The 22,572-nt window shown below is 34.1% G+C and carries 19 protein-coding genes; 9 read left to right on the top strand and 10 right to left on the bottom strand.

Annotation, left to right across the window (positions count from 1 at the left end; all coding sequences use genetic code 11):
• Window positions 1-4: 4 nt before the first annotated feature.
• The 7 genes from HH304_RS03020 to HH304_RS03050 form a co-directional block, all read right to left on the bottom strand.
• The gene (locus HH304_RS03020; protein WP_169677983.1) at window positions 5-1,183 is read right to left on the bottom strand and encodes a hypothetical protein; all 1,179 of its coding nucleotides are present in this window, start codon (window positions 1,181-1,183) and stop codon (window positions 5-7) included.
• Between the two features lie 47 nt (window positions 1,184-1,230).
• Complete coding sequence (locus HH304_RS03025; protein WP_169677984.1) at window positions 1,231-1,734, bottom strand: peptide-methionine (S)-S-oxide reductase; 504 nt, start codon at window positions 1,732-1,734, stop codon at window positions 1,231-1,233.
• A gap of 4 nt (window positions 1,735-1,738) precedes the next feature.
• Window positions 1,739-3,640, bottom strand: a complete 1,902-nt coding sequence (locus HH304_RS03030; protein ID WP_169677985.1) for a CocE/NonD family hydrolase — start codon at window positions 3,638-3,640, stop codon at window positions 1,739-1,741.
• A gap of 76 nt (window positions 3,641-3,716) precedes the next feature.
• Window positions 3,717-4,406, bottom strand: coding sequence for a hypothetical protein (locus HH304_RS03035; RefSeq protein WP_169677986.1), 690 nt, complete (start codon window positions 4,404-4,406; stop codon window positions 3,717-3,719).
• 154 nt (window positions 4,407-4,560) lie between these two features.
• Entirely contained in the window at window positions 4,561-5,007 is a 447-nt protein-coding gene (locus HH304_RS03040) for a YybH family protein (protein WP_169677987.1), read from the bottom strand.
• A 10-nt stretch (window positions 5,008-5,017) separates the two neighbouring features.
• The gene (locus HH304_RS03045; protein WP_271711479.1) at window positions 5,018-5,809 is read right to left on the bottom strand and encodes a cyclase family protein; all 792 of its coding nucleotides are present in this window, start codon (window positions 5,807-5,809) and stop codon (window positions 5,018-5,020) included.
• Between the two features lie 125 nt (window positions 5,810-5,934).
• Window positions 5,935-6,576 (bottom strand): transglutaminase-like domain-containing protein, encoded by a 642-nt coding sequence (locus tag HH304_RS03050; protein WP_169677989.1) that lies wholly within the window; start codon window positions 6,574-6,576, stop codon window positions 5,935-5,937.
• Window positions 6,577-6,681: 105 nt separating this feature from the next.
• On the opposite strand from HH304_RS03050, the gene HH304_RS03055 reads away from it, so the two are divergent.
• Entirely contained in the window at window positions 6,682-7,299 is a 618-nt protein-coding gene (locus tag HH304_RS03055) for a TetR/AcrR family transcriptional regulator (RefSeq protein WP_169677990.1), read from the top strand.
• A 107-nt stretch (window positions 7,300-7,406) separates the two neighbouring features.
• On the opposite strand, the gene HH304_RS03060 is transcribed toward HH304_RS03055, so the two are convergent.
• Window positions 7,407-8,636, bottom strand: coding sequence for a DUF711 family protein (locus HH304_RS03060; protein WP_169677991.1), 1,230 nt, complete (start codon window positions 8,634-8,636; stop codon window positions 7,407-7,409).
• A 152-nt stretch (window positions 8,637-8,788) separates the two neighbouring features.
• Between HH304_RS03060 and HH304_RS03065 the strand changes: the two genes are divergently transcribed.
• From HH304_RS03065 to HH304_RS03095, 7 genes are all read left to right on the top strand, one after another.
• Window positions 8,789-9,394, top strand: coding sequence for a thiamine phosphate synthase (locus HH304_RS03065; RefSeq protein WP_271711480.1), 606 nt, complete (start codon window positions 8,789-8,791; stop codon window positions 9,392-9,394).
• Window positions 9,395-9,494: 100 nt separating this feature from the next.
• Window positions 9,495-12,473, top strand: coding sequence for a ligand-binding sensor domain-containing protein (locus HH304_RS03070; RefSeq protein ID WP_169677993.1), 2,979 nt, complete (start codon window positions 9,495-9,497; stop codon window positions 12,471-12,473).
• Window positions 12,466-13,089 carry a response regulator transcription factor gene (locus HH304_RS03075; RefSeq protein ID WP_169677994.1) on the top strand — a complete coding sequence of 208 codons (624 nt, stop codon included), beginning with the start codon at window positions 12,466-12,468 and terminating at the stop codon, window positions 13,087-13,089. Before HH304_RS03070 ends, HH304_RS03075 begins: the two co-directional genes overlap by 8 nt.
• A gap of 187 nt (window positions 13,090-13,276) precedes the next feature.
• Window positions 13,277-16,411, top strand: a complete 3,135-nt coding sequence (locus HH304_RS03080; protein ID WP_169677995.1) for a SusC/RagA family TonB-linked outer membrane protein — start codon at window positions 13,277-13,279, stop codon at window positions 16,409-16,411.
• A 15-nt stretch (window positions 16,412-16,426) separates the two neighbouring features.
• Complete coding sequence (locus HH304_RS03085; protein WP_169677996.1) at window positions 16,427-17,845, top strand: SusD/RagB family nutrient-binding outer membrane lipoprotein; 1,419 nt, start codon at window positions 16,427-16,429, stop codon at window positions 17,843-17,845.
• A gap of 13 nt (window positions 17,846-17,858) precedes the next feature.
• Window positions 17,859-18,323, top strand: coding sequence for a hypothetical protein (locus HH304_RS03090; protein ID WP_169677997.1), 465 nt, complete (start codon window positions 17,859-17,861; stop codon window positions 18,321-18,323).
• A 110-nt stretch (window positions 18,324-18,433) separates the two neighbouring features.
• The gene (locus HH304_RS03095) at window positions 18,434-20,488 is read left to right on the top strand and encodes an NHL repeat-containing protein (protein WP_169677998.1); all 2,055 of its coding nucleotides are present in this window, start codon (window positions 18,434-18,436) and stop codon (window positions 20,486-20,488) included.
• 18 nt (window positions 20,489-20,506) lie between these two features.
• Here the strand turns inward: HH304_RS03095 and HH304_RS03100 are convergent, their stop codons facing one another.
• Both HH304_RS03100 and HH304_RS03105 read right to left on the bottom strand, forming a co-directional pair.
• Window positions 20,507-21,031, bottom strand: coding sequence for a GNAT family N-acetyltransferase (locus HH304_RS03100; RefSeq protein WP_169677999.1), 525 nt, complete (start codon window positions 21,029-21,031; stop codon window positions 20,507-20,509).
• 70 nt (window positions 21,032-21,101) lie between these two features.
• Window positions 21,102-22,016 (bottom strand): alpha/beta fold hydrolase, encoded by a 915-nt coding sequence (locus HH304_RS03105; protein ID WP_169678000.1) that lies wholly within the window; start codon window positions 22,014-22,016, stop codon window positions 21,102-21,104.
• A gap of 104 nt (window positions 22,017-22,120) precedes the next feature.
• Between HH304_RS03105 and HH304_RS03110 the strand changes: the two genes are divergently transcribed.
• Window positions 22,121-22,516 (top strand): hypothetical protein, encoded by a 396-nt coding sequence (locus HH304_RS03110; RefSeq protein ID WP_169678001.1) that lies wholly within the window; start codon window positions 22,121-22,123, stop codon window positions 22,514-22,516.
• Window positions 22,517-22,572: the final 56 nt, after the last annotated feature.

A 22,572-nucleotide genomic window follows, 5' to 3' on the forward strand; every position in this document is an offset into this window, starting at 1 on the left:
ATTATTATTTTTCAAATATAGTATACCCAACTATTACCTCAGCTGTCATAATTTCAGTTTTCATAGTCCTATATTTTGAAAGAATATCCTTATTTGGAGCAAACTTACCTTCTATTTGAAATTTATTGATTTGGTATCCTGCACCACAGATGAAATAGGGATTTGTATTTACTCTTAGAGAGTTTTCAACACCAAACAACAAATCAGTACCGATGTGAATTTCAAAGCTTATTCCCGTATTAAAATAAACTTGAGAGTTTTTAGATATAGGATAATTATATTGAAAGCTAATTGGCAGCTCAAGTGCACTATAAGTAAATGACATTATTCTGTCTTGATTTACCGGGTTAGTAGTATAGTAATTGAATACCGGTTCTAAAAGCAAGCTAAATTTTTCATTTCTCCACGGAGCGGTTAGATTGAATTGTAAGCCAAGTCTAGTAGAATGAGAATCATGAAAATCTTCATCAAATCCATTAGTATTTAATACTGATGATTTGGTAAATCTATATCCAGGTCTAAGGGTTAATGAACTTTTCCATTTTTTTGATTTATGTATATAGGTATCTTGAGAATTGTCAATTGTTCTTAACGTATTATATTTAAGAAATACATTAATCAAATCTTTTTGTGTATAATCAATAGAGTTGAAGTCAAAGTTAAATTCAGGTTTATCGTTCATTAAATTTTGAAGCTGTTGCCTGAAATAATTATTTTCCTTAATCTCCATTTTAAAAGTGAATTTTTTATAAACTAATGGAGAAATGTCTAATGAGTCGTTTTTATAATAGAAACGAATAAGATTTGGTTCCCTGTATGAATAAAGGTTAACTTCTCCTTCTACCAAGACCTTAATAAACACTCTTTTTTCAATAAATTCAGGATTTCTTAAAGTTGAAAGGTTCCCTGTTTTAGTGGCGGATTGATCAATTTTCACCTCTCTGCTAAGGTATTTAACCGTTTTGTCGATTGCAAATTCTTGCAAGTCTAAAACGGAATAGGATTTTTCACTTTGATCAATCTTAACCTCTATTTTTTCCGGAGAATTTAGCCAATCCTCATCTTTGATTAAAAGGTTGATTTTTTCTCCATCATTTGTGATAATATATCCGCTCTTATATTGAGAAAAGGAGCTAAAACTTATAAATACAAAAAATATAAGTGCAAAAAATCGCGTAAACATAGGTTGATAAATCCTTAATAAAAAGTCTAAGATATCAACCAATATTATTACTTACCAAGTATTTTTTTAATTTCCTCTCTCAACAAACTTTCATCAAACTCAAAAATGGTTTGCAGCTTTGGTATTATATAAGTTTTACAAAAAGGAGCTGTAGGTTTAGTCTTGAAATAGTTTAGTTGCTCCGGTTTATTTGTTTTGAATTCCTTGAAGGGTAAGGTTTCTGTTATTATTGTTTTATTTAAGTCAGCTTTAATTTGGCTTAGAATGTATTCACATTGGCTTTTATCGTCTTTGCTAAAGTAGTATATGGCTGATCGATACCTATTTCTTAAAGAATGCTTTGAGCTACTAGAATGAGTGATTAAATGAATATAAATAACCTCTCTTAGAGTAATATTATTTTCATCAAAACGTAAATAGATCCCCTCTGAGTAGGCTTCATTTGGAGCGATTGATGCTATCCACCCTTGTTTTACTACTTCTACACCTTTTAAGGACTGAAAAATAGCTTCAGTACACCAATGACAACCACCGCCCAATCCTAATTCCATTTGATTATTTGAATTTTAAATCTCCAATTACAGGAATTCTTATACTTGAAGGATATTTTTTCGAGTGATGGATATTATTATGTGCGATGACTCCTTCAGATTCGTCGAAGTTATCTCCACCTGTATTAAGATTTCTTGCAAACCTTGGAAAATTGCTACTTGAAACTTCAATTCTGATCCGGTGTCCTTTTTTGAAATAGTTACTTGTTGCCATTGGAGAAAGATCTACTTTATAAACTGTACCTTCCTTCATAAAAACTTCCTCATTGTATCCTTCTCTATATCTGACTCTTTGGATAGTTTCATCAAGGTTATATGCACTGCCATCAGGGTAAACGTCGATAATTTTTATTGTGAGGTCTGTATCTTTTACATCTGACGACAAGTATAATGTTGATTCTATAAACCCTGTTATTTCTATTCCCTCGGTTAAGGGAGGCGTTGTGTAAACAAGGATATCATTTCGGGTTTCCATTTGTTGTTGGTTAAAAGATCCCCCTTTAACAGCATTGCCAGTACAACATACATTTCCTCCATATGATGGCACCGGATGCATTGGATCGTAAGAAAATGAATCCGGATTATCTTTCGAAGGGGCTTTTGTTAAAAGCTCCCCATCCCCATAAAGGCTATTTGCTCTTCCATTACTATTCAGGTATAGAGTTGTTAAAGATGAATTGGAAGGAGGCCATTCTTCTGCTGTATTCCATTCATTACTGCCCATTGTATAATACTGAATCCTTGGAAGTTGGTTTAAAAAGTCTTTGGATTCTCCTTCCTTTAGCCATACGTCAAACCAGCCATAAATCAGGCTTTCATGGTCAAGTCTGGCATCTCCAACACTCCGTTCTCCCACAATTGTGTTTTCTGTTGCTCTTGTGTATGCACAATGTAGGGTTGGTGCAATAACCAAATATTGATTTTCAGAAATATCAGGATCACTAATGTTATTTCTAACATGATTAAAAAGAGCAAGATTTGGGCTTATTGATACATCGTACCATGATGCGAACCAAAAGCTTGGTACTCCAAATCCCATGTCATCGTGATATAGTCCACCTTTAAACCATTCGGGGTCATTTGGCTTTCTTTGGACCATTTCCTCAAAGATACCTTTAGGACCATCGACATTTTTAATAATATCCTGTATTGGCAAATGACTTAGACCTTCTGACCAATCCACCGGTGGATATTCTGGTGCCATATCGTAAAACTTCTGTAATCTTATCAGGTCTTCCTGACTAATGTTATTTGGTAGTTTTGGTGCCATTTCATCATGCTGGGTGGAATATAACCAGGCAAAGAACAGCATTTGCTCTGCTCCGCCACGATACCAATTTCCTTGTTCCATAAATTGACCAACACGTCCTATTCCGGCTCCAAATCCTTGAGGAACCATTGCCGCATGGGCTGGGTGATCCATTGCTGCAACTGCCATTTGCCATTCCGCAGTACTCGAACAACCTAATGTCCCAATCTTGCCATTACTCCATTCCTGATCAGCCATCCATGTAAATGCATCATAACCGTCAGTCAGGGGAGTGCCAAGAATGTCCCATTCTCCTTCAGAAAAAAATCTACCTCTTTCATTTTGAACAACATAAGCATACCCATGTTTTACAGCTTCAAGTGCTCTTTGAGCAGTTCGGGTATTTAATTTACCATCCCGATATGGGTTGAAATTATATGGTGTTCGTGAAAAGATAATTGGAACCTTTTTATCTGTTTTAGGTCTATAGATATCAGTTGCCAATCTGATGCCATCTCGCATTGGCATCATAACTTTTTGTTCTATAATGGCTATTTCCTCAAGTTCATTGATTGTTTCGTTTTCTTGAGCGAAAATATTTACAGAAAATATAAACAGGATTATAGTGTATAAAGGATAGCAAAATAAGCTTTTCATAAATTATTAAAATTGGACTGATAAGATCAATATAATATAAAAATCAGTCCAATCATAAATCTTTAAGCTTATAATATTACTTTATTAATCTTATTTTCCAGGCTATATCAAAGCTAATCGAATGTTGATAGCTTGAATTAAATTCGTCAAGAGAGATAAAGGTTGGTCTGTAAATTAGACCTAGATGAAATGCTCTTCCAAGTTGTAAATGATATGATCCTACTAATCCAAGAGATTTATTATCTACGGATTTGATAAATGAACTTTCTTCAGAATCTTTCGGATATATTCGATCTATTGAATAGTTTATACCGTACCCTAGTTTATGTCTTCCAAGTTTATGGTTATGGCTTAAGGATATATATTTGGTTTGAATTTGATCAAACCATAAAGGAACATATATGGGGATAGGTAAAAAGTAATAGTTTGTTACCTGACCAACATTTAAACTAATGAATTGATTTTCATTGTAATAATAATCCAGTCCGGCAGAGATGCCTAAAAAACCAGAGTCAGTTATTCTATGATTTTCCTGAGTTACAGTAAAGTGGTTTGCATATGGGATTGACAGGTTAAAAAAAAGTTTTCCTGTATAATGGTCAATTCTCCACTGTCTTCTTTCTTTTCTAGTTAGATCACCAAAATCAGTAGTGTCATTTAATATTAATTCTTCAGATGATAATGAATTTGATTTAAAAAGTGGATTTGCATTTATAGAAAAACAAGTTATTAAAAGAATGTAAATAAACAATGGTGTTGATTTCATAATGACTAAGGTTGTTGATTTTATTTAGACTTATTAAAAATAATATATTTAATAATACTATTACAAGTCCCGGAGGTTATTTTTATGTTGTTATTATTGATTAATTATTGTGGTATTTAGAGAATATAAATTTAAATTATTGATTATTAGTTTGTTAATCCCAAATGTATTTCCACTTTCCATCAGGCATTTTTTTCCAGACGGTATGAAAAATTCCTTCTGATTTAGTTTCATTACCCAGACTGTCAACTGAAATCCACTCATACTTTCCCCAGGTCGAAGCGAGTGTACCGTCCTTGGAAATTTCGACTTTATCAGGTTTCCAATACGCTTTTGCTACTTCATACCTCGGGTCTGAATAGAATTTCATAATAGCTTCAGGGCCTTTTATTAAGTTATTCGGGCCTCTGAGTATTACTGCCTCAGGAGCAGCAAAATGATGAAATGCACTTGCCACACCGTTTTGAAGCAAGTATTCGTTAAATCTCTTTTCAGCATTGATGATTTCATTTTTTATATCAACTTCAGAAAGTTGATTTTCATCTTTTTGTAAACATCCTGCTATCAAAAGTATGACTATGATAAAATGAAGTGCTTTCATGATTTTAGTATTATAGTAATGCAATAATTCTCAATGGGCCTCCGCTTCCACCTTTAATCTTTATTGGCAATGCGATGATTGCAAAGCCTGCATCAGGTAATTCAGACATATTGGCTACATTTTCAAAAGCAGGTATATTCTCTTCAAGTAAAATGACATGACTCTTAAATTCATACGATTGTCCGAAATCTATACTTGGTGTATCAATACCAATGGCTTTGATTTTTCTTTTTTGAGTTAGCCAGGTGGCTGCTTCTGGTGATAGTCCGGGAAAATGAAGGTCTTTTATTGCTTCTGGGCCTCGCTCGACAGTACCAAGATACTTTTCTTTATCAGGATAAAAAGAAGAATGACCTGTATATAGCAGAACAATACTATTCTCAGGAATTTCGCCAAATTTAGACTCCCAATCTGTTATATCATCAATGCTTACTAAGTAATCTCTATTTCCTTTTGCTTTATCAGAAATATCGATTTTAATACCAGAACCTGTTAGTTTAGTTAATGGGATTTCATCAACACTTTGTTTTCCTTCTGCAAAATGGATTGGCGCATCAACATGTGTTCCTCCATGTTCAGCCATACAGAAGTTATTTGCAGCATAGAAAAAACCATTATCGGTCATGCCATATGCCACTTTCTCTAATTCAAACTCTTTAGCTGTAACCCAGAATACAGTTTCGTCAGAATAATCATAGGTTAAATCAACTATTTTGGAAGATTCTAGTAATGAAGAAAGAGTTTCAGTTTTGGTCAGGTTTGTATCAGTATTGTTTTGCTTTACAGAATTGTCGCAAGACATGATAAAGCTGATTAAAAGGAGGAAGGAAAATGTTTTCATAGGAATAATTTAATCGTCTTTATAAGATAATTTAATTATTCCTAAAATGTATTAATACAGTATTAAAATTGAGTTTTATTAATGATTTACTTGATAACCAAACCTCCGTTTTTGAGTAGTTCATCTTTTAAGTGAGGGTAATGCTTTTCTAGTTCTGAGAGCATTAACTCATAAGGTATGTCTTCAAATGTGCCATAATCATGTAAATACTCCATAAAGTCACCGCCACTTTTGTCATATTCCTGAAAAATAGATTCATTTTCTCCATCAAACTCTAGTGAATCTACATTGAGTTTATAGCACAATTCTTTATTAAATACCGGTGTGACTTTAATCCATTTATCATGAAGGAAGATTTCTGAATAGCCATGGAAAACTAATAAGTTGGTTTTTAATACTTTTTCTAGCTTCGATGTTCCTATATGGTTTTTGACATTAGCAAAGCCCATTCTTGCAGGAACACCAATTACACGTGCTGATGCTGTGAAAAGATTGCTTTTCTCTATGCAATAACCATAATCACGGGTTGTGATATGACTTGCTCTAATTGCTTCCTCAGAAAAATCCAGTCTGTAAGGATCATATCTGAATCCATCTCTTACAGCATAATATAGTGCAATAATTTTTTGCTTAGCGTCGCTTAACCCATCTGTATGCTTGTCAACAAATTCAATTACATTTGGGTGATCAGAATCTATATATTTCCCCGGTTTAAGGTATTTCTCCATGATAGTTATAATTTGTACCACCTTGCATTAGGCATATGTGCCTAGCTAATATACGAAAAAAAATATATCTTAGGCATTAATGCCTAAACATTACAATAATTTATCATGTCAACAACCAAAAACCGGATACTCAATAAAGCATTAGAACTTTTTAATGAAAAGGGTATCAGTAGCATATCGTCTAAAGCAATAGCCGAAGCGTTGGGGATTAGCTATGGTAATCTATGTTACCATTTTCCCCGTAAAGATGATATTGTTTTAGAGTTGTATTTGAATATGCAAGAAGAGGTTGACGGGGAATTTAAGTTAATGCATGAGGAGGTGATGAATTTTGATTTTGTACTTGATCGATTGAAAGTATTGTTTTCGGTAATGTATAAGTACAAGTTTATTTATTTGGGAATAACAAAGGTAATAAGGCATTTTGATCATATAAAGCAGCATGCTATTGAACAGGACAGGGAGCATAAACGGATACTTTCTGACTTGTCTGATTTTCTTATAAATAATGGTTATATGAATCCATTTCAAAGTGAAAAGCAAAAGGACATGTTGATTCGTTCTTTGTTATTGGTGAGTCATTCATGGATATCTGATGCCGAAGTATTTTACGATGGAGATGAAAATGATAAGATTGAGTATTATATGCGATTGTTTTTTAATCTGATCAGACCATCATTAACGGATAAAGGAAAAATGGGATTTAAGAAAGTGTATGTATGATTTGAACTGTTGAGAAAATATTTGATAAAATCACATTACGTAAAACCTGAGGCTATTCTTTTTGAAATTATTAGTATTTGGTATGATACCAATTAAATAAATTTTAATCAATCAATTTTCATAATCGTACAACCAGTTAAATAAGGATTGTCCGAGTAGAAATAATATCCTTCCTCTTTACCCGGTACAAGAAATAGTCTGACCGAAAGTGCTTTGCTTTCGTACTTCAAAGACAGGGCAGCAACATCTGAAAGAATACCTCGTATTTTAGCCATTGGTGTGTTTCCTGGAATTGGAAGTACATCAATACCTGTTCCGGAAACTGCTGAGTATAGTAATAACTTTTCTACCGATAGTTTTCCTTCCATAGCTCTTTGGGCCAATACTTTATCTTCAAGTACCGGAAGCATCAATCCTGAATAGCCACATTTTTTTACATTTACCGATTTTAGAATTGTCGTAATTGTTGCACATGCCCTAAGTGTCGCAGGGTCACCAAAGGGAGTCTCACTTAATTCTTCAATTGCCTTTCCGATACTTGCATCTAGACCTGGAGCAGGCGATGTATCCATTCCTTTATATTCAAAACCTTCAAATGTTTCTTCAATATCCAAAGCAATATCCTGAATCGGAATAAGTGTTTTTTCAAACTCTATTTTTATCGAATCCAATTGATTAATAGATGCTTTTCCAGCTTTGATTGCCTTTTTTAGTGCATTTGGAGATTCAAGTCCTATACTGAATGAATTTGAACCTTCATGATATGCGGCTGGAAAAAACGGTGTTCCTGGGGGTACATTTGCCGATGCTGTAAACCTAAAGTTGCCATTTCCTCTATCTGAATTTTGAGAGATAGCTAAGATAATTTCACTGGCAGCAAGAATTGAATTATCCATTACTCCGGTTTCGGATGATGAAATTGGAACGCTAAAATTTATTTTTTTGGTATTGTTAATGATTTTAATTGCCATTAAGGAAGCTTCCTGACTGTATTTGTTTGGTGGTAACAACTGTCCGATAGATACTTCAATATTATTTTTGTCTGCTATAGCATCAAGAGTTTGAAGTTTTCTAATATTATCATTTATGGATGATAACTCATAAAGATGAAAATTTTGAGTGGCTATTCTAATTGTTTGAACCTCATAGCCTGCAAGCGTGAATTTTTCTTTTGCTTTATTCAAAAATTCAATAGCTCTGTAAAAGGAAGCAGTATCATCAATATTTTCAAGGTTTATCCCAGCAGTAATGGTTCTGATTTTGACTCCAGATTCTGGATATTGAGCAAATAAATTTAAGTAAAGCAGTGAAAGAAGAATAAACAGTGTGTTTTTCATGCGTTAATTATGATGGGTATGGAAATAATAATCTAAAATATGAGTGAAACTTAATTGAATTCTTCTAAAAGTTAAATAAAATAATGGAATTTACATGTAAAATGATATATTAATGAAAGTTAAGGTCGTATCGATATAATGCAATGAAAGATATGTATTTTGAAATCACTGGTGGACTATACCTCATTTTGGATATTGATAATCATGAACAGAAATTATTTGATATGGTTAGTTCTGCAATGCTAGGAGGTGTTGATGTTCTCGGGTTAAATATTTCTGGTTTTAAGGGAGATTTATATAAGTTGATAAATAAACTGAATAGTGAAGCAAGTAAATTTGATGTCCCTCTAATAGTTATTGATGAATGGAAAGTGCTGAACGAGGCTCATTTTGATGGAGTTCATCTTTCACAAGGAAATTCAGAATACGAACAATTAATGGGACAGATAGAAGGAGAATTCATCTTGGGAATGAATTGTACAAGACTGAAAGATGTAGAGTTTGCTAGTGAGTTTTTGCTGGATTATATCTCTATAAATGTTAACTCATTAACAAGGAATAAACTAGATTCAATTAATGAAAATATAGACCGCATTTTGTTTCTGGAAGGCATAAATAATCCGGATGAAATTTGTGACTATCAAGGAATATCTTTTGATGGTATTATCATTGATTTGGATTGTTTAGATAAAGAGAATATTTTAAAATCCATTGAAAAATATAAAACAGCATTGAGTTCGGTTCTTGAACATTACTAATTTTGATTGTTTTAGTTGTTTTTCACCCTATCTGCGGGATTGATTTTATTATGTTTCATCACAATTTTGATGCATATTTAATATTGAGAATTCTCATAAAATGCGCACTGTACAATTATTGATGTCACGGTTATTTAATCGTGTAAGCACAATTGTGCTATTACTTGTTATTTTTTTGACAGGGCAGGAGATTCTTATTGCCCAAAAATTTGATATCAAACACATAGATTATTCCTACGGATTATCAAATAGTCAGGTAACTTCTCTAAAAAATGATCAGTTTGGTTTTATATGGATTGGTACACAAGGAGGTGGTGTTTATAGATGGGATGGTGATGAACTTAAACCTCTGTCTGATTCTTTAAAATACCACAATATTATTGATGTTCTTCCCGTAGGCGATCATGGTATATGGGTGGCAACCTATGATGCTCTCAATCTGGTAAATAAGTTTTCTGAATTTATGATAATGGACTCACTTGTCAATCTACACGATGATATGGTAGTTCATTTATATGAAACTGATTCAAGTGTAATAACTTTTTCTCAAAAAGGAAGTATCCATTCAATTTCTAAATCAAACCTGCGACCATTTGACAATCTTGTACTTGATAGCTTAGGAAAAAGGGAATATAAAGTATTTCAAACTAATAATGTATTTCATGTTTTTGCAGGGGAACAATATTTTCAGGTAAAGGATAACGGAGGAAGGTTAATTCTCAATGAATCAATGTCTATTTCTGAGAAGTTTAACCTTGATTATCCGGTATCATATTATTCAATACATAAAGTAAGATCTAAATGGTTGGTAAAGGATAAGGGCGTAGTTTATTTTTTTAATCGAGACTTTAAAAATCCTGTTAAAAGAAATATGCCATTGTCGAAATACGCTTTTTGTATTAATTATTTTAAAGGTTTTTGGTGGGTGAGCAATGCTGATGGGTTATTCAGGCTAAAACTAGATGAAAAAGGATTTGAAGTTGTTGAGAAGCACTTGTCAACACCATCAAAGCATAGTCTTGTGACAGATAAAAACCAATGGATTGGCGGGTTTAATGGTATTTATGAATTGACATTGCCAAAAATCCAACCTGTACAAGATCCTCCATATGGAGTGCCGGGTTACTTTGCCTACACTAAAGTAAATGATAAAATATGGGCTGGAGGTGTCAACACGGGGATTGTTATTTATAATCAAAAAGGAAATATTGTTGATAGTATCAGATATGAGACTCATAACAGAAATGTAATCAGAGCATTTTTAGATAGAGGAGATTACCTGTTAGTATGTGCGGGAAATGAAGTTTTAAAGGTTGATAAATACACTCATCAAACTGAGACTTATGAAGGGATTAAAGATTATATTCTAGCTATAGCAGAATCTGAGTCCAAAGAATTTACATATTATGGTTCTGCTAAGTCAGGTTTGCTTGTTCAACATAAGAATGAATTCACTTATTACAATGTTGAGGATGGAATGCCAGACAATAGAGTCTGGGCTTTACTTCCTTTTGATGAAGATGTGGTGATCGGAACCGAAAAAGGAGTTGCATTATTTCATAATGACACTATAACAAAATTAGACCTTGGGAAATCTTTTGAGGAGGTGCCTGTTACCTCTTTGGCAAGGGTAAATGAAAATGTAATTGCTATTGGCTTTGCTCAGTATGGATTGATATTATACGATCTTAAAACCAATGAAATCCAGTATTATTTGACTGATAAAAATGGTCTATCATCGAGTTATATTTATTTCTTGAAAATGATAGACGAAGAACTTTGGGTCGGAAGTAGCCTTGGTACTGATATAATTAATTTTAAGGAATCTGGTATAAATATCTTTCAATTAAGAGATATTGAAAAAGTAGGAGGGGCAGAAACATTTCTGAACGGTATAATCGAATTAGAATCTGATATTTGGGTAAGTACAATTGCAGGTACAATATCTGTTCCTAAAGATATTGAAAGGATAGTTAAAAGATCTAAGTCTAACCCTGTGGTGATAGAAAAGTTAGCATCAATCACAATTAATGACCCTATATATTATACTTCCTTCTTTGATTTATCGGAAAATCAAAAAGTATTTGAATTACCATATAGTCATAACAGTTTGAAAATACTTTTTAATACAGCCGAGTACGAAAAGACACAAACCAGGTTTATGTATCAACTGGAGGGTTATGATCCTGCTCCTACTGAGCCAACCAATTATAGATCTGCTGTTTATAAACAATTACCTCCTGGCCAATATACTTTTAAAGTATGGAGATATCCCGTGAGACCTGGTGAGGAAGTAGAAGCCGCTAGCGTAAAGGTTGTTATCGCCACTCCATTTTACATGACTGATGTTTTTAGAATATTTGCTTTACTAGCTCCAGTAGTCATAATTGTATATTTGATGTGGCTGAAATCTCAATCAAACATGCAAAAAGCTGTAAATGAGGAAAGGATTAGACAAGAAGCACAAGATGAATTAAGAAAAGAAATGGCTATTGATTTTCATGATGAGATGGGAAATCACCTGGCAAAAATTATAAATTTTTCAGGGGTACTCAAAATGAAAGGTCTATCATATGATCAGTTACCAATTGTAAATAAAATTGAACGGTCAGCTCAGGAGCTTTTCGTATCAACAAAAGATTTATTATGGTCATTAAAAAAAGGAAATAATAACCTTGAAGAAATATTCTTTCATATAAAAGATTTTTCAGACAGACTATACGATAGAACTAACACACAGGTTCGATTAAATAAAAATACGGACGCTAGTCACATTTTATTAAACCCTAAAGCCAGTCGTGACTTAAGTTTGATTATTAAAGAAGCATTAACAAATATCTATAAGCATGCAGATGCAGAAAATGTATCCCTTGACGTAAATATCAATGGTAAAGAATATGCCACGGTGTTAATTAAAGATGATGGAGGCGGGTTTGATTTTGGTGGTCTTAATGGACATAACGGGTTAAAAAATATGCAACAGCGGGCCGTAAGGTCAGGGTTTGAATTAAATATAAAGAGTGATCCTGGTATTGGGACCAATATCAATATTAAGATAAATAAAGAACAGGATGTTTAAGAAGAAGGTTATTATCATAGAAGATCAGGAAGATTTAAGGTATAGTTTTGAAGTTATAATTAATGGCTCAGATAAATTTTTTGTTCAGAGTACCTATCCTGATGCTGAAAAAGCGCTGAAAGATATAACCAGAGTTAAGCCGGATATCGCAATGGTAGATCTTGAACTACCAGGTATGAATGGTATAGAGGCAATTAAACATATCAAAGAGAAAAGTCCCAAAACAGAATGTGTGATAGTAACAGTATATGAAGATTCAGACCTTGTATTTGAAGGACTAAAAGCTGGAGCCGTTGGTTATATCATCAAAAATGCAAACTATCTTGAAATCATAGGTGCTTTAGAAGAGCTGGTAAGAGGAGGGTCTCCAATGAGTTCTCAAATAGCACGAATGGTTATTCAAAATTTTCATATTAACCCAAATTCTCCCTTGTCTTCACGAGAAACAGATGTATTGAAATTAATCGCTGAAGGAAAAAGCTATACACAAATTTCCGAAGAACTTTTCATTTCTAAAGAGACCGCCCGGTCACATATAAAAAATATCTATGTGAAGCTTAACGTCAATTCTAAGTCTGAGGCCATTTCCAAGGCTCGTAAAGATCACCTTATTTGAGTGAAATAATATACTGGTTTTCAATTCCCATCCCCCAATATAGGGTATAAAGCTTATAAAATTAGGGGGCAAAGTGGGTGAAAGAAATTAGCAATACAATGTTCATTTTTACTTACTAGGACCGAGTAGTCAATTTGACTGCCCAGTCCTTTTTGTAAGTACTAATTGTAACTAAAACCATTCTTGTATGAAGAAAATCTACGTATTGCTAATTGTCCTGTTAGCATCTCTTCCTGGTTTTGCCCAGGATAGAGTAATTACAGGACGTGTGATAGATGATGATACCGGAGAAGCAATTCCGGGTGTAAATATCATTATCAAGGGAACTGGTACCGGGACAACTACTGATCTTGATGGTCAATATAGTTTGAGGGTATTGAGTAATGAGTCGGTTCTGGTGTTTTCATTTATTGGTATGCAACCAAAAGAGGAGGTAGTTGGTGTCAGGTCAACTATTGATGTGTCGTTAGCTCCGGATGTACAAACACTTGATGAAGTGGTTGTTACCGGTGTTGGTATTGAAAGACAATCCAGAGCTTTGGGATATGCTACTCAGACATTAAAAAGTGATGAAATAACTCAGACAGCTAATCCAAATCTATTGTCTGGTCTACAAGGTAAAGTGGCTGGTGTCCAGATAAATCAGGCTACCGGATCTCTGGGGGGAGCCAGCAGAATTGTAGTTCGAGGTCCTACATCTTTAACTAACGGTAACCAGCCTTTATTTGTAATCGATGGTGTTCCTGTTGATAACACTCAACGACAAGGGCAAGGGTCAGATCTTCGTGATGGTGTCTCTTTTAGTAATACCGGTATAGATTTGAATCCGGATGACATCGAAAGTATGAATGTGTTGAAAGGTCCTTCAGCTGCTGCTTTGTATGGTTCAAGAGCTGCAAATGGGGTGATTCTTATTACGACTAAGTCCGGAAAAGGATCCAAAAACAAAATGTCAATAACTGTTAACTCCAGTGCAACATGGGAAACTGTTTTAAAGTATCCGAGTTTTCAGGAAAAGTATGCGGGTGGTAGCAGAGGTGTTTACAATCCGGAAGGGTTTTTTGGTTGGGGACCAGAATTTGATGGTCAACTAGTTAGAAACCCAAATAATGAATGGGAGGGTCAACCAGATTCAATTCCGTTAACTGTTAAAGATCAGTTTATTAAGCAGTTTTTACAGACCGGTAGAACGCTTAATAATAATGTTGCTATACAGGGAGGAGATCAGGATCTTAATTATAGACTTTCATTCACCAATGCAAATTCAGAAGGGATAGTACCAAATACTGATCTTAACAGAAATACTGTTTCATTAAGAGCGGGAGCTAAATTAGCTAATAATTTCAGGTCTGATTTCTCGGTTACGTATACTGCAACGTCCTCAGATAATTTGCCATTAGCAGGTTCATCACAACAATCATTTATGTGGCAGGCTCTTTATACTCCAATGGATTTGGATATCTCTCCATGGACAGAGTATGAGGCACCTGATGGTTCCCAGATTGAATATGGTTCCGGTTTTTGGAATAACCCATATTGGGTAGCTTATAAAAACACAACATCTCAACGAAGAGATAGAATAAATGGACGAATAATGTTGGCCTATGAGTTTATGGAAGGGCTGGAATTAGTGACCAGAATTGGTACTGATGTTTATACTGATAACAGAAAATCGAGAACAGCCATTAATACCGTAGGTGATACTGATGGAGGCTTCTATGAAGATCAATATAATTATGTTCAAACCAATACTGATGTATTTTTGAATATAAATCAGGATATAACTCAGGACTTTAATGTAACTGCTATTGTTGGTTTTAATGATAATAGAAGACGATTAAAAAATATCTTCTCACAGGCAAATGCAATTGTTGTACCTAACCTTTACAATTTTTCGAATATTGATGGACAACCAATTTCAGTAAACGATATTACGGAAAGAAGATTGTTTGGGGTTTACGGTGATGTTACAGTTGGATTCCGCAATTGGGCATTCCTAACACTGACAGCAAGAAATGACTGGTCTTCAACTTTACCTGAAGGAAATAACTCGTTCTTTTATCCAGCGGTTAATGGTTCGGTTGTTCTTACAGATGCAATTCCTGAATTACAAAGTAACTTAGTTTCCTATATTAAATTGAGAGGTAACTGGGGACAGGTAGGTAACGATGCTCAACCATATGTCCTTCAGTCAGTCTATGCACAAGCTCAGACTTTTGACGGATTATATGATGGTATAAACTTTCCTTTTAGAGGAGTAACCGGATTTAGAGCTGGAAATAGAATTGGGACTCCTGATTTACAACCTGAGATTACAACATCATGGGAGATAGGGGCAAACATAGGGTTGTTTGACGATAGACTTACTTTAGACTTTAGTTACTTTAATAGTGAATCAGAAAACCAGATTTTTAATGTAAATATCGCACCTTCTTCCGGGTATACTTCGGTAACAAGAAATGCCGGATTAATGTCTAATACGGGTATCGAATTATTATTGACAGGTACCCCGGTTAGTACAGCTTCAGGATTTAGATGGGATGTGTCATTTAATTACACTCAAATCGATAATGAAGTAAAAGAATTATTTGGTGACCTAGAACAATTGAATATTGGTCGTGCTGGTTTCGTAAGTGTATCCTCATTAGCCTATTTAGGTCAATCGTACCCTATTATTTATGGAAGTCCTTATGAGCGAAGTCCTGATGGGCAAATTGTAGTAAACCCTGCAACAGGTGTGCCGGTAGCAGACCAACCACAGCCTGTGGCATCTGTTTTACCTGATTGGAACATGGGAATAAGAAATAACTTTTCTTATAAGGGGATTGATTTAAGCCTTTTGTTTGAAATACGAAAAGGTGGTCAGATTTATTCTGCATCAGTTGCTCACTGGAGATTAAATGGATTTGCAGAAGAAACACTGAAAGGCAGAGAATCAGGACTTGTTTTTGAAGGAGTAAATAAGGTTGTTGGTGAAAATGGAGAGGTGTCATATGTTGAAAATACCACTGTCGTTGATAACCAGTCATTTTGGCAAGGCTTAGGATTGTTCAGAGATACCGAAGCAGGACTTATTGATGCATCTTTCTTAAAGTTAAGAGAAGTATCGCTTGGTTATAACCTTCCTAAATCACTATTGAGTAAGACTCCTTTTGGGCAAATATATGTCTCCGTTGTAGGAAGAAACTTGTGGATGGTAACTCCAAATCCCTACATAGATCCTGAAGTAAGTATGTTTGGTGCTGCAGATAATACAGGGTATGAATTTGCCACTATTCCAACTACAAAAAGCTGGGGATTTAATCTCAAGTTTGGATTTTAATATAAATAATTCGACATGAAAAATAATCTATCATATATAAATAAGGGTATTCTGATGGGATTCATGGTTTTGTTATTCTTTTCTTGTGATGATATCACAGATTTGAATGAAAACCCAAACAATCCCATAGACGTTCCCTCAGAGTTTTTATTGCCATCAGCAATTGTGCAAGGCACATATTATATGGGTGGAAGTTTTAATAGGGCAACATCATTTTGGGTACAACATTGGGCGACTACAGGAACTCAATATCAAAGACTTGACCGTTATGATGTTGATTTAAATACATTCAATACAGATTGGGCACAGCTATATGCCGGAGCATTAACTGATTTGTCTATAATAATTGAAAAATCACGTGAATTGCCAAATTACCGGGCTCAGGCTAGAATATTGTATGTGTATTATTATCAAATGATAACTGATGTTTGGGGTGATGTGCCTTATACAGAAGCACTCAAGGGTCAACAGGGAAATATTACCCCAGTATACGATAACCAATTAGTAGTATATGATTCTTTAATTAATCAGCTTGATAAAGCATTGAGTGAGATTGATCTAGATGACCAGGCAATTACTGATGAAGATGTACTTCTGGGAGGCGATATGGAGATGTGGCAAAAGTTTGGAAATTCATTAAAACTACGTCTTTATTTAAGGTTGAGTGAGGTAGATGAAAATAAAGCACAGCAAGGTTTTCAGGAAGTATTTAATGGTGGGGCTACTTTGTTAGGTTCCGGAGAAAATGTTGAATTGATATTTGGAGAACGAACAGCTACAAATGCTAACCCTCTTTTTCAGCAGGAATTTCAAAGACCAACAGATTATGGTGCTTCAAGTACTTTTGTAGCATTCATGGAACAGTATAATGATCCGAGAATAGCCGCATATCTCAGACAAAATCAAAATGATGCATACTCAGGTGTTGATAATGGAAATCCTGATGACTTACCAACAGATGGTGATGGTAATGTAATTGTATCAAGGATTGGAGATGTTTATGTTCAGGAAGATTCGCCAATTCCATTGATGACTTATTATGATGTTAAGTTCATGGAAGCAGAGGCAAATATCAGGGGATGGGTGAATACCGGAGATGCAAAGCAACTTTATGAAGAAGCAGTGAAAGCATCTTTTGATTACTATGGTGTAAATATTGGAACATATCTCGATGCCGGGCAACCTGCAGCATATGATAATGCTACCGCATTGGAAGACCTGATGCTTCAAAGGTACTTTTCGCTTTTTGCTAGAGGCACTGAAGCATGGAGTGAATGGAGAAGAACTAATATACCTTCGATTGACGTTCCTGCTGATGCAATCAAAACGGCAACTCCATTAAGATTCCCTTATGTGGATGCTGAAATAACTAATAATCCGGATAATGCGGAATTGGTTGAGGTTACTATTCCGGTAGCCTGGGATGTAAACTAAAAATTAAGAAGCAATGAAAAATATATATAAATTTTCTTTACTCGGCCTAATTGTATTGGTGAGCAGCTGTTTTCTTGAGGAAGAGACATTTAGCGATAATCTGTCGGAGGCTGCAGATATTAGAATTGATGGAAGTGACTCTTACATAAAAGGAGAAACACAAGATGTAACATTAGATTTTGAGTTTTTGGAATCTTCATCTGCAAAAATAAGTGAGATTAAAGGTACAATACAATTGTCGACATCTAATGGAAACTCTGATGTTGTTGATTTAGACCCTATTACTTCAGAAGGTGAGGTTGTATTTGGTCAACAAGAACTATTTAATGACCTTCCTGTAGATGGAGCTGTCCTAACAGAGGATGATTTGAATCCTGGTGATCAGTGGTTATTCAATTTTACAATTGTTATGGAAGATGGAAGAGTATTGAAATCAAGAATTTCAAATGCCTGGAATATTGACTTTGCAATTCCATAGAGCCACTTGATATTAATGAATAATATTGTTAGTTAGTTATATTATGATTCCAGAAGTGTCGGAGCCATTTAATGGCTTCGACCTTCATTTTATTTTGTAAATTCATTGTCATGAAATCATTACTATTACTTTGTGTGCTAACTGCAACTCCAATTTGTGCACAAGATTATTATTCAATATACAAAGAGGCGTTAAAAGCAAGGGAGGAAAAAGATTACCCGGCTTTCCTGGAATTAATTCAAGCATCAAATTCATTAAGGCCTAATAACCAAATGGTAATGTATTCATTAGCTGAAGCGCTGACATTGAATGAAGAATATGATAGTGCGATTTATTGTCTGAACAAGGTTGTTCAAATTGATGCGATAAATTATTCAATTGACAAGGATATTTTTGAGCCATTAAAAGCTGTAAAAGGATATCAACAGTTGAATTATAACAAAGGAATCATGAATGCTGTGGAAGTCACTTCGGATACAGCCTTGGTCATAAATGATCCTTTTTTGCATTTGGAGGATATCGAATATATACAAGGAAAGAATTTATTTATTGTAAGCAGTATTAATAAAAGACAATTATACAGTGTTACCAATGATGGTATTACTAAGCCAATAATGAAGAAACCATTTGATAGGTCTCCAACAGGAATTTGTTTAGATGATGAAGGTATGTTGTGGGTAGCAACTGCTGGATTTAAACAAGGAGGTGCTCAAAAGAAATTTCTTAATACCTCCGTAATCTATAAAATAGATCCTGAAAATGGGAAGGTATTAAAACAGTATAAGATTGCCGGGGAGTCACTGACAGGAGATTTATTTATTAATGATTCTGGTGAAATCATTATCACTGATAGTAAGAATAATTCAGTGCTTAAAATTGATGAAAAAGGTATTCAGGAGTTATTCTCTAGCAAAGAATTACTGTCTATTCAAGGTATAACTCAATACAATGACCTTTATATTTTTTCAGATTATGTTAAAGGTATTTTTAGTTGGAGCAATGAGCAAGGACTTCAGTTAATAGAGTCTCCTCAAAATGTTTCAATGAAAGGAATTGATGGTTTATATGCTGTTGGAAACAAACTCATTGCAATTCAAAATGGTGTGCAGCCTAATCGGGTAACTGAATTTACTCTTGATTCAAAAGGAACTAAAATCATTGGATATAAATTTTATGATAAAGCACTACCTTCAATGGGAGAGCCAACATTGGGAACCTTTGTTGATAATGAATTTTATTATTTGGCAAATAGCTTTTGGGGATTAAATAAGGAAGGAGTTATTCAGAATCCCAATGAGATTTTACCTGTTATACTTAAATTTTCTTTAGACCAACCCAGATATTCTATTGTTGTAGAGGAAAAAATAAAAGTATTAAATGGACACCTAGAAGAAGCAGAATATTTTTATGAAAATAATTGGGTGAAATTCAGGCAGGCTGCTCGATATAAGGGTATTGTAAATAGCTTTAGCGTTTCAAAGATAAGTAGAGGAGAAGATTTTTTAATTCTTAGAACTGTCTACCCTGATAGTGCCAATTATCAAAATGTAGAGGGATATTTTAATGAATGGATAGCAAAAAACACCGGGCCTGATTTATTAAACCATTTGAGACCAAATGATTTTAGAAAATCAGTTAATACAGATATTAGTATTGAATTCATATCTGATCGATTTAATGATGAAAAATTATCTGCAACATGTCGAACAGTAGATCATCGAGCGTTTGATTTTTGGTTGGGAAACTGGAATGTTTATGATTCTTTGGGTAATTATCTGGGGCATAATAATGTTGAATTAGTACAGAATGGTTGCGTAATTAAAGAAAATTGGTTTTCGGGGGCTTCAAAATACACTGGTTCAAGTTATAATTTTTATGATTCGAATTCAAAAAGTTGGCACCAGTCATGGATCGATAATGTTGGAGGGGTTTTACTGTTAAGCGGAGGGATCGTTGATGGTTCAATGGTGTTAATAAGTGATACAACCTCTATTGATCAAAATAGAATTACCTGGACACCTAAAAATGATGGATCGGTTACCCAATTATGGGAATCTTCAAATGATAAAGGGTCCAGCTGGGCCAAGTTATTTGAAGGAATATATATGCCCTCTAATTTTAAAAATGAAAAGATTGATGATGAAGAAGTTCAGGCTTCAAATTAATTTAATCATTAGCTGACTTTACTTTTCCAGAACGTAAGTGTGAACTACTATTTTATCTTCACTGACAGATTTCAGATGTTTAAAGCCTAATTTATTGATTATTTTCTCCGAAGCTTTATTCTCATTTTCATATACTGCATAAATTTTATCAAAACTTTCGTTTGAAAGGAAGAAATCTTTGACTGTTTGAGCGCATTCATAAGCCAGACCTTGGCCTCTGAATTTTTCACTTATCATCCATCCAATTTGGAGGTTTTTTGTATTAGGGATTGGGGTAAGGTTTATTGCTCCAATAAACTCATCGGTATCATTGCTTTTAACTATCCAATAAAAGCCTTCACCAGTCTGATTGTGGTTTAGTTTTGTATTGAGAAAATCAATTCTCTCTTCACGAGTTTTGTTTTTGTGTGGTGTTATGTATTGAAAGATGTTTTCTTCAGAGAAAAGATTTAAAATAGTATCAAAATCTATTTTTTCAAGTAGTTTGAAATAGGTTCTTTCGCTTTTCAGGTTGGTCTGGGCTAGATAGGCTTTATTATTCATTTCAGGTTGTTTATTGAAAAAGAAATTAGTTTATGGAGTAAAGACAATCTTATTAAGATAGAAAGTTAATTTATTTTCTTTTCAACTCGGTCATAAATGAATCAATCACTTCAAAATAGTCGTTTGGATTTTCTAACCATCCGTAATGGCCACTTCCTTTAATAATAGAGACCGTTGAATTTTTAAACACATCTTTAAGCTTATACGCTACATCGGGTTTTAAAACATCAAACTCCCCCTGCAGAATTAATACGGGTTTGTCAAAAGAACTTAATTCTTTAGACAGATCATAATTTGACTCTCTTAACTCACTCCATACTATAGAATTGATTTGCATATTTGCCTGTCCTAATCTTTCGGCGATAGCATGTTCATATTTATTTCCATGTAAGTATGCCTTTGCAAGATAAAACCTTGACATATAGTCCGATTCTTCAGAACCTGTTTCTTTTGATTGGGCTCTCCAATAATTTAAAGAATCTATTTCAGTTGGAGTTAGTGAACTTTCAATTCCGTTTTGCTGTAAAAAATCCAGGTTAATCCCTGCTGATGATGAATGTATTAGCCCGGAAACTTTTTCAGGATATTTCACTGCATAATAATTAGCTAAAATTCCTCCAAACGACTGCCCTAAAATTGTCCACGATTCGATATTTAATTTTTTTCTTATATCCTCAATGTCTTCTACCATCAAATCCATACTAATTGTTTCAGAAGAGATATTAGTCAATTTTGAATTTCCAGTTCCGCGTTGGTCAAATAATATTGTATAATATTTTTTGCCCAGTTCTTGAGCTAACCCTTCAAAACCTCTGCTGTTCATTCCCGGCCCTCCATTAATAATTAATAGTGGCTGACCCTTACCATATGACTGGTAGTAAATATCACTATTTTTATAATTAATATAACCTTCTGATTTCTGTGAAAAACCAATAAAGGGTACTAAAAATAAAAATAATTGTATTTGTAGAAAGAATCTGTTCATTCCTGTGTGAGTTTATTGTGTTTATCGAAAGTAGGATTAATCTGGGTTACAAGGTAGCTGTATTCAGGGATAAATAATAAACAATTTTTTAAAAGAATTCAGTTATGAAAACATTTTTTAATTTAATATTTGGTCTGGTTTTAGTTTTGGGATTTGTTGCTTGTAGTGATGAGGAAGTAACTCCATTAAAAGAAACAGTATGGGTAGAATCTAGATGGGTTGTTGAGAATTGTGATGATCCTAATGATGAATTTGTAGAAGAATCTGGTTGTACAAATGATTACTGCTATAAAGTGATTTTTGGTGAAACTACTGTTGAGTTTATTGAATCTGATATGGAAGGTACTTATTCAAGTTCAACAGAGTACACTGAAGCAAATGGTACTATAACTATTGAAGGTAATGCAATAAGATATGAAATCAGAGGGAATAGGATGTTATGGTTCTTTTCTGATGAGAATGATCCATGTGATGTTTATTTAGAATTCACTGCTCAGTAAGAGCAATTTTTTGATATGAATTGAAGTCCGGTTTTCGCCGGACTTTTTTTATTTTT

It is taken from the genome of Marinigracilibium pacificum (assembly GCF_012926615.1).
Classification (GTDB): Bacteria; Bacteroidota; Bacteroidia; order Cytophagales; family Cyclobacteriaceae; genus Mangrovivirga; species Mangrovivirga pacifica.

Bases quoted from the DNA above. Each gene is read 5' to 3' on its own strand.
- HH304_RS03035 (WP_169677986.1), bottom strand. From the start codon at position 4,406: ATGAAATCAACACCATTGTTTATTTACATTCTTTTAATAACTTGTTTT.
- HH304_RS03080 (WP_169677995.1), top strand. From the start codon at position 13,277: ATGAAGAAAATCTACGTATTGCTAATTGTCCTGTTAGCATCTCTTCCT.
- HH304_RS03070 (WP_169677993.1), top strand. From the start codon at position 9,495: ATGCGCACTGTACAATTATTGATGTCACGGTTATTTAATCGTGTAAGC.
- HH304_RS03095 (WP_169677998.1), top strand. From the start codon at position 18,434: ATGAAATCATTACTATTACTTTGTGTGCTAACTGCAACTCCAATTTGT.
- HH304_RS03045 (WP_271711479.1), bottom strand. From the start codon at position 5,809: ATGTCTTGCGACAATTCTGTAAAGCAAAACAATACTGATACAAACCTG.
- HH304_RS03060 (WP_169677991.1), bottom strand. From the start codon at position 8,636: ATGAAAAACACACTGTTTATTCTTCTTTCACTGCTTTACTTAAATTTA.
- HH304_RS03030 (WP_169677985.1), bottom strand. From the start codon at position 3,640: ATGAAAAGCTTATTTTGCTATCCTTTATACACTATAATCCTGTTTATA.
- HH304_RS03025 (WP_169677984.1), bottom strand. From the start codon at position 1,734: ATGGAATTAGGATTGGGCGGTGGTTGTCATTGGTGTACTGAAGCTATT.
- HH304_RS03050 (WP_169677989.1), bottom strand. From the start codon at position 6,576: ATGGAGAAATACCTTAAACCGGGGAAATATATAGATTCTGATCACCCA.
- HH304_RS03020 (WP_169677983.1), bottom strand. From the start codon at position 1,183: ATGTTTACGCGATTTTTTGCACTTATATTTTTTGTATTTATAAGTTTT.
- HH304_RS03085 (WP_169677996.1), top strand. From the start codon at position 16,427: ATGAAAAATAATCTATCATATATAAATAAGGGTATTCTGATGGGATTC.
- HH304_RS03075 (WP_169677994.1), top strand. From the start codon at position 12,466: ATGTTTAAGAAGAAGGTTATTATCATAGAAGATCAGGAAGATTTAAGG.
- HH304_RS03110 (WP_169678001.1), top strand. From the start codon at position 22,121: ATGAAAACATTTTTTAATTTAATATTTGGTCTGGTTTTAGTTTTGGGA.
- HH304_RS03065 (WP_271711480.1), top strand. From the start codon at position 8,789: ATGTATTTTGAAATCACTGGTGGACTATACCTCATTTTGGATATTGAT.
- HH304_RS03105 (WP_169678000.1), bottom strand. From the start codon at position 22,016: ATGAACAGATTCTTTCTACAAATACAATTATTTTTATTTTTAGTACCC.
- HH304_RS03090 (WP_169677997.1), top strand. From the start codon at position 17,859: ATGAAAAATATATATAAATTTTCTTTACTCGGCCTAATTGTATTGGTG.
- HH304_RS03100 (WP_169677999.1), bottom strand. From the start codon at position 21,031: ATGAATAATAAAGCCTATCTAGCCCAGACCAACCTGAAAAGCGAAAGA.
- HH304_RS03055 (WP_169677990.1), top strand. From the start codon at position 6,682: ATGTCAACAACCAAAAACCGGATACTCAATAAAGCATTAGAACTTTTT.
- HH304_RS03040 (WP_169677987.1), bottom strand. From the start codon at position 5,007: ATGAAAGCACTTCATTTTATCATAGTCATACTTTTGATAGCAGGATGT.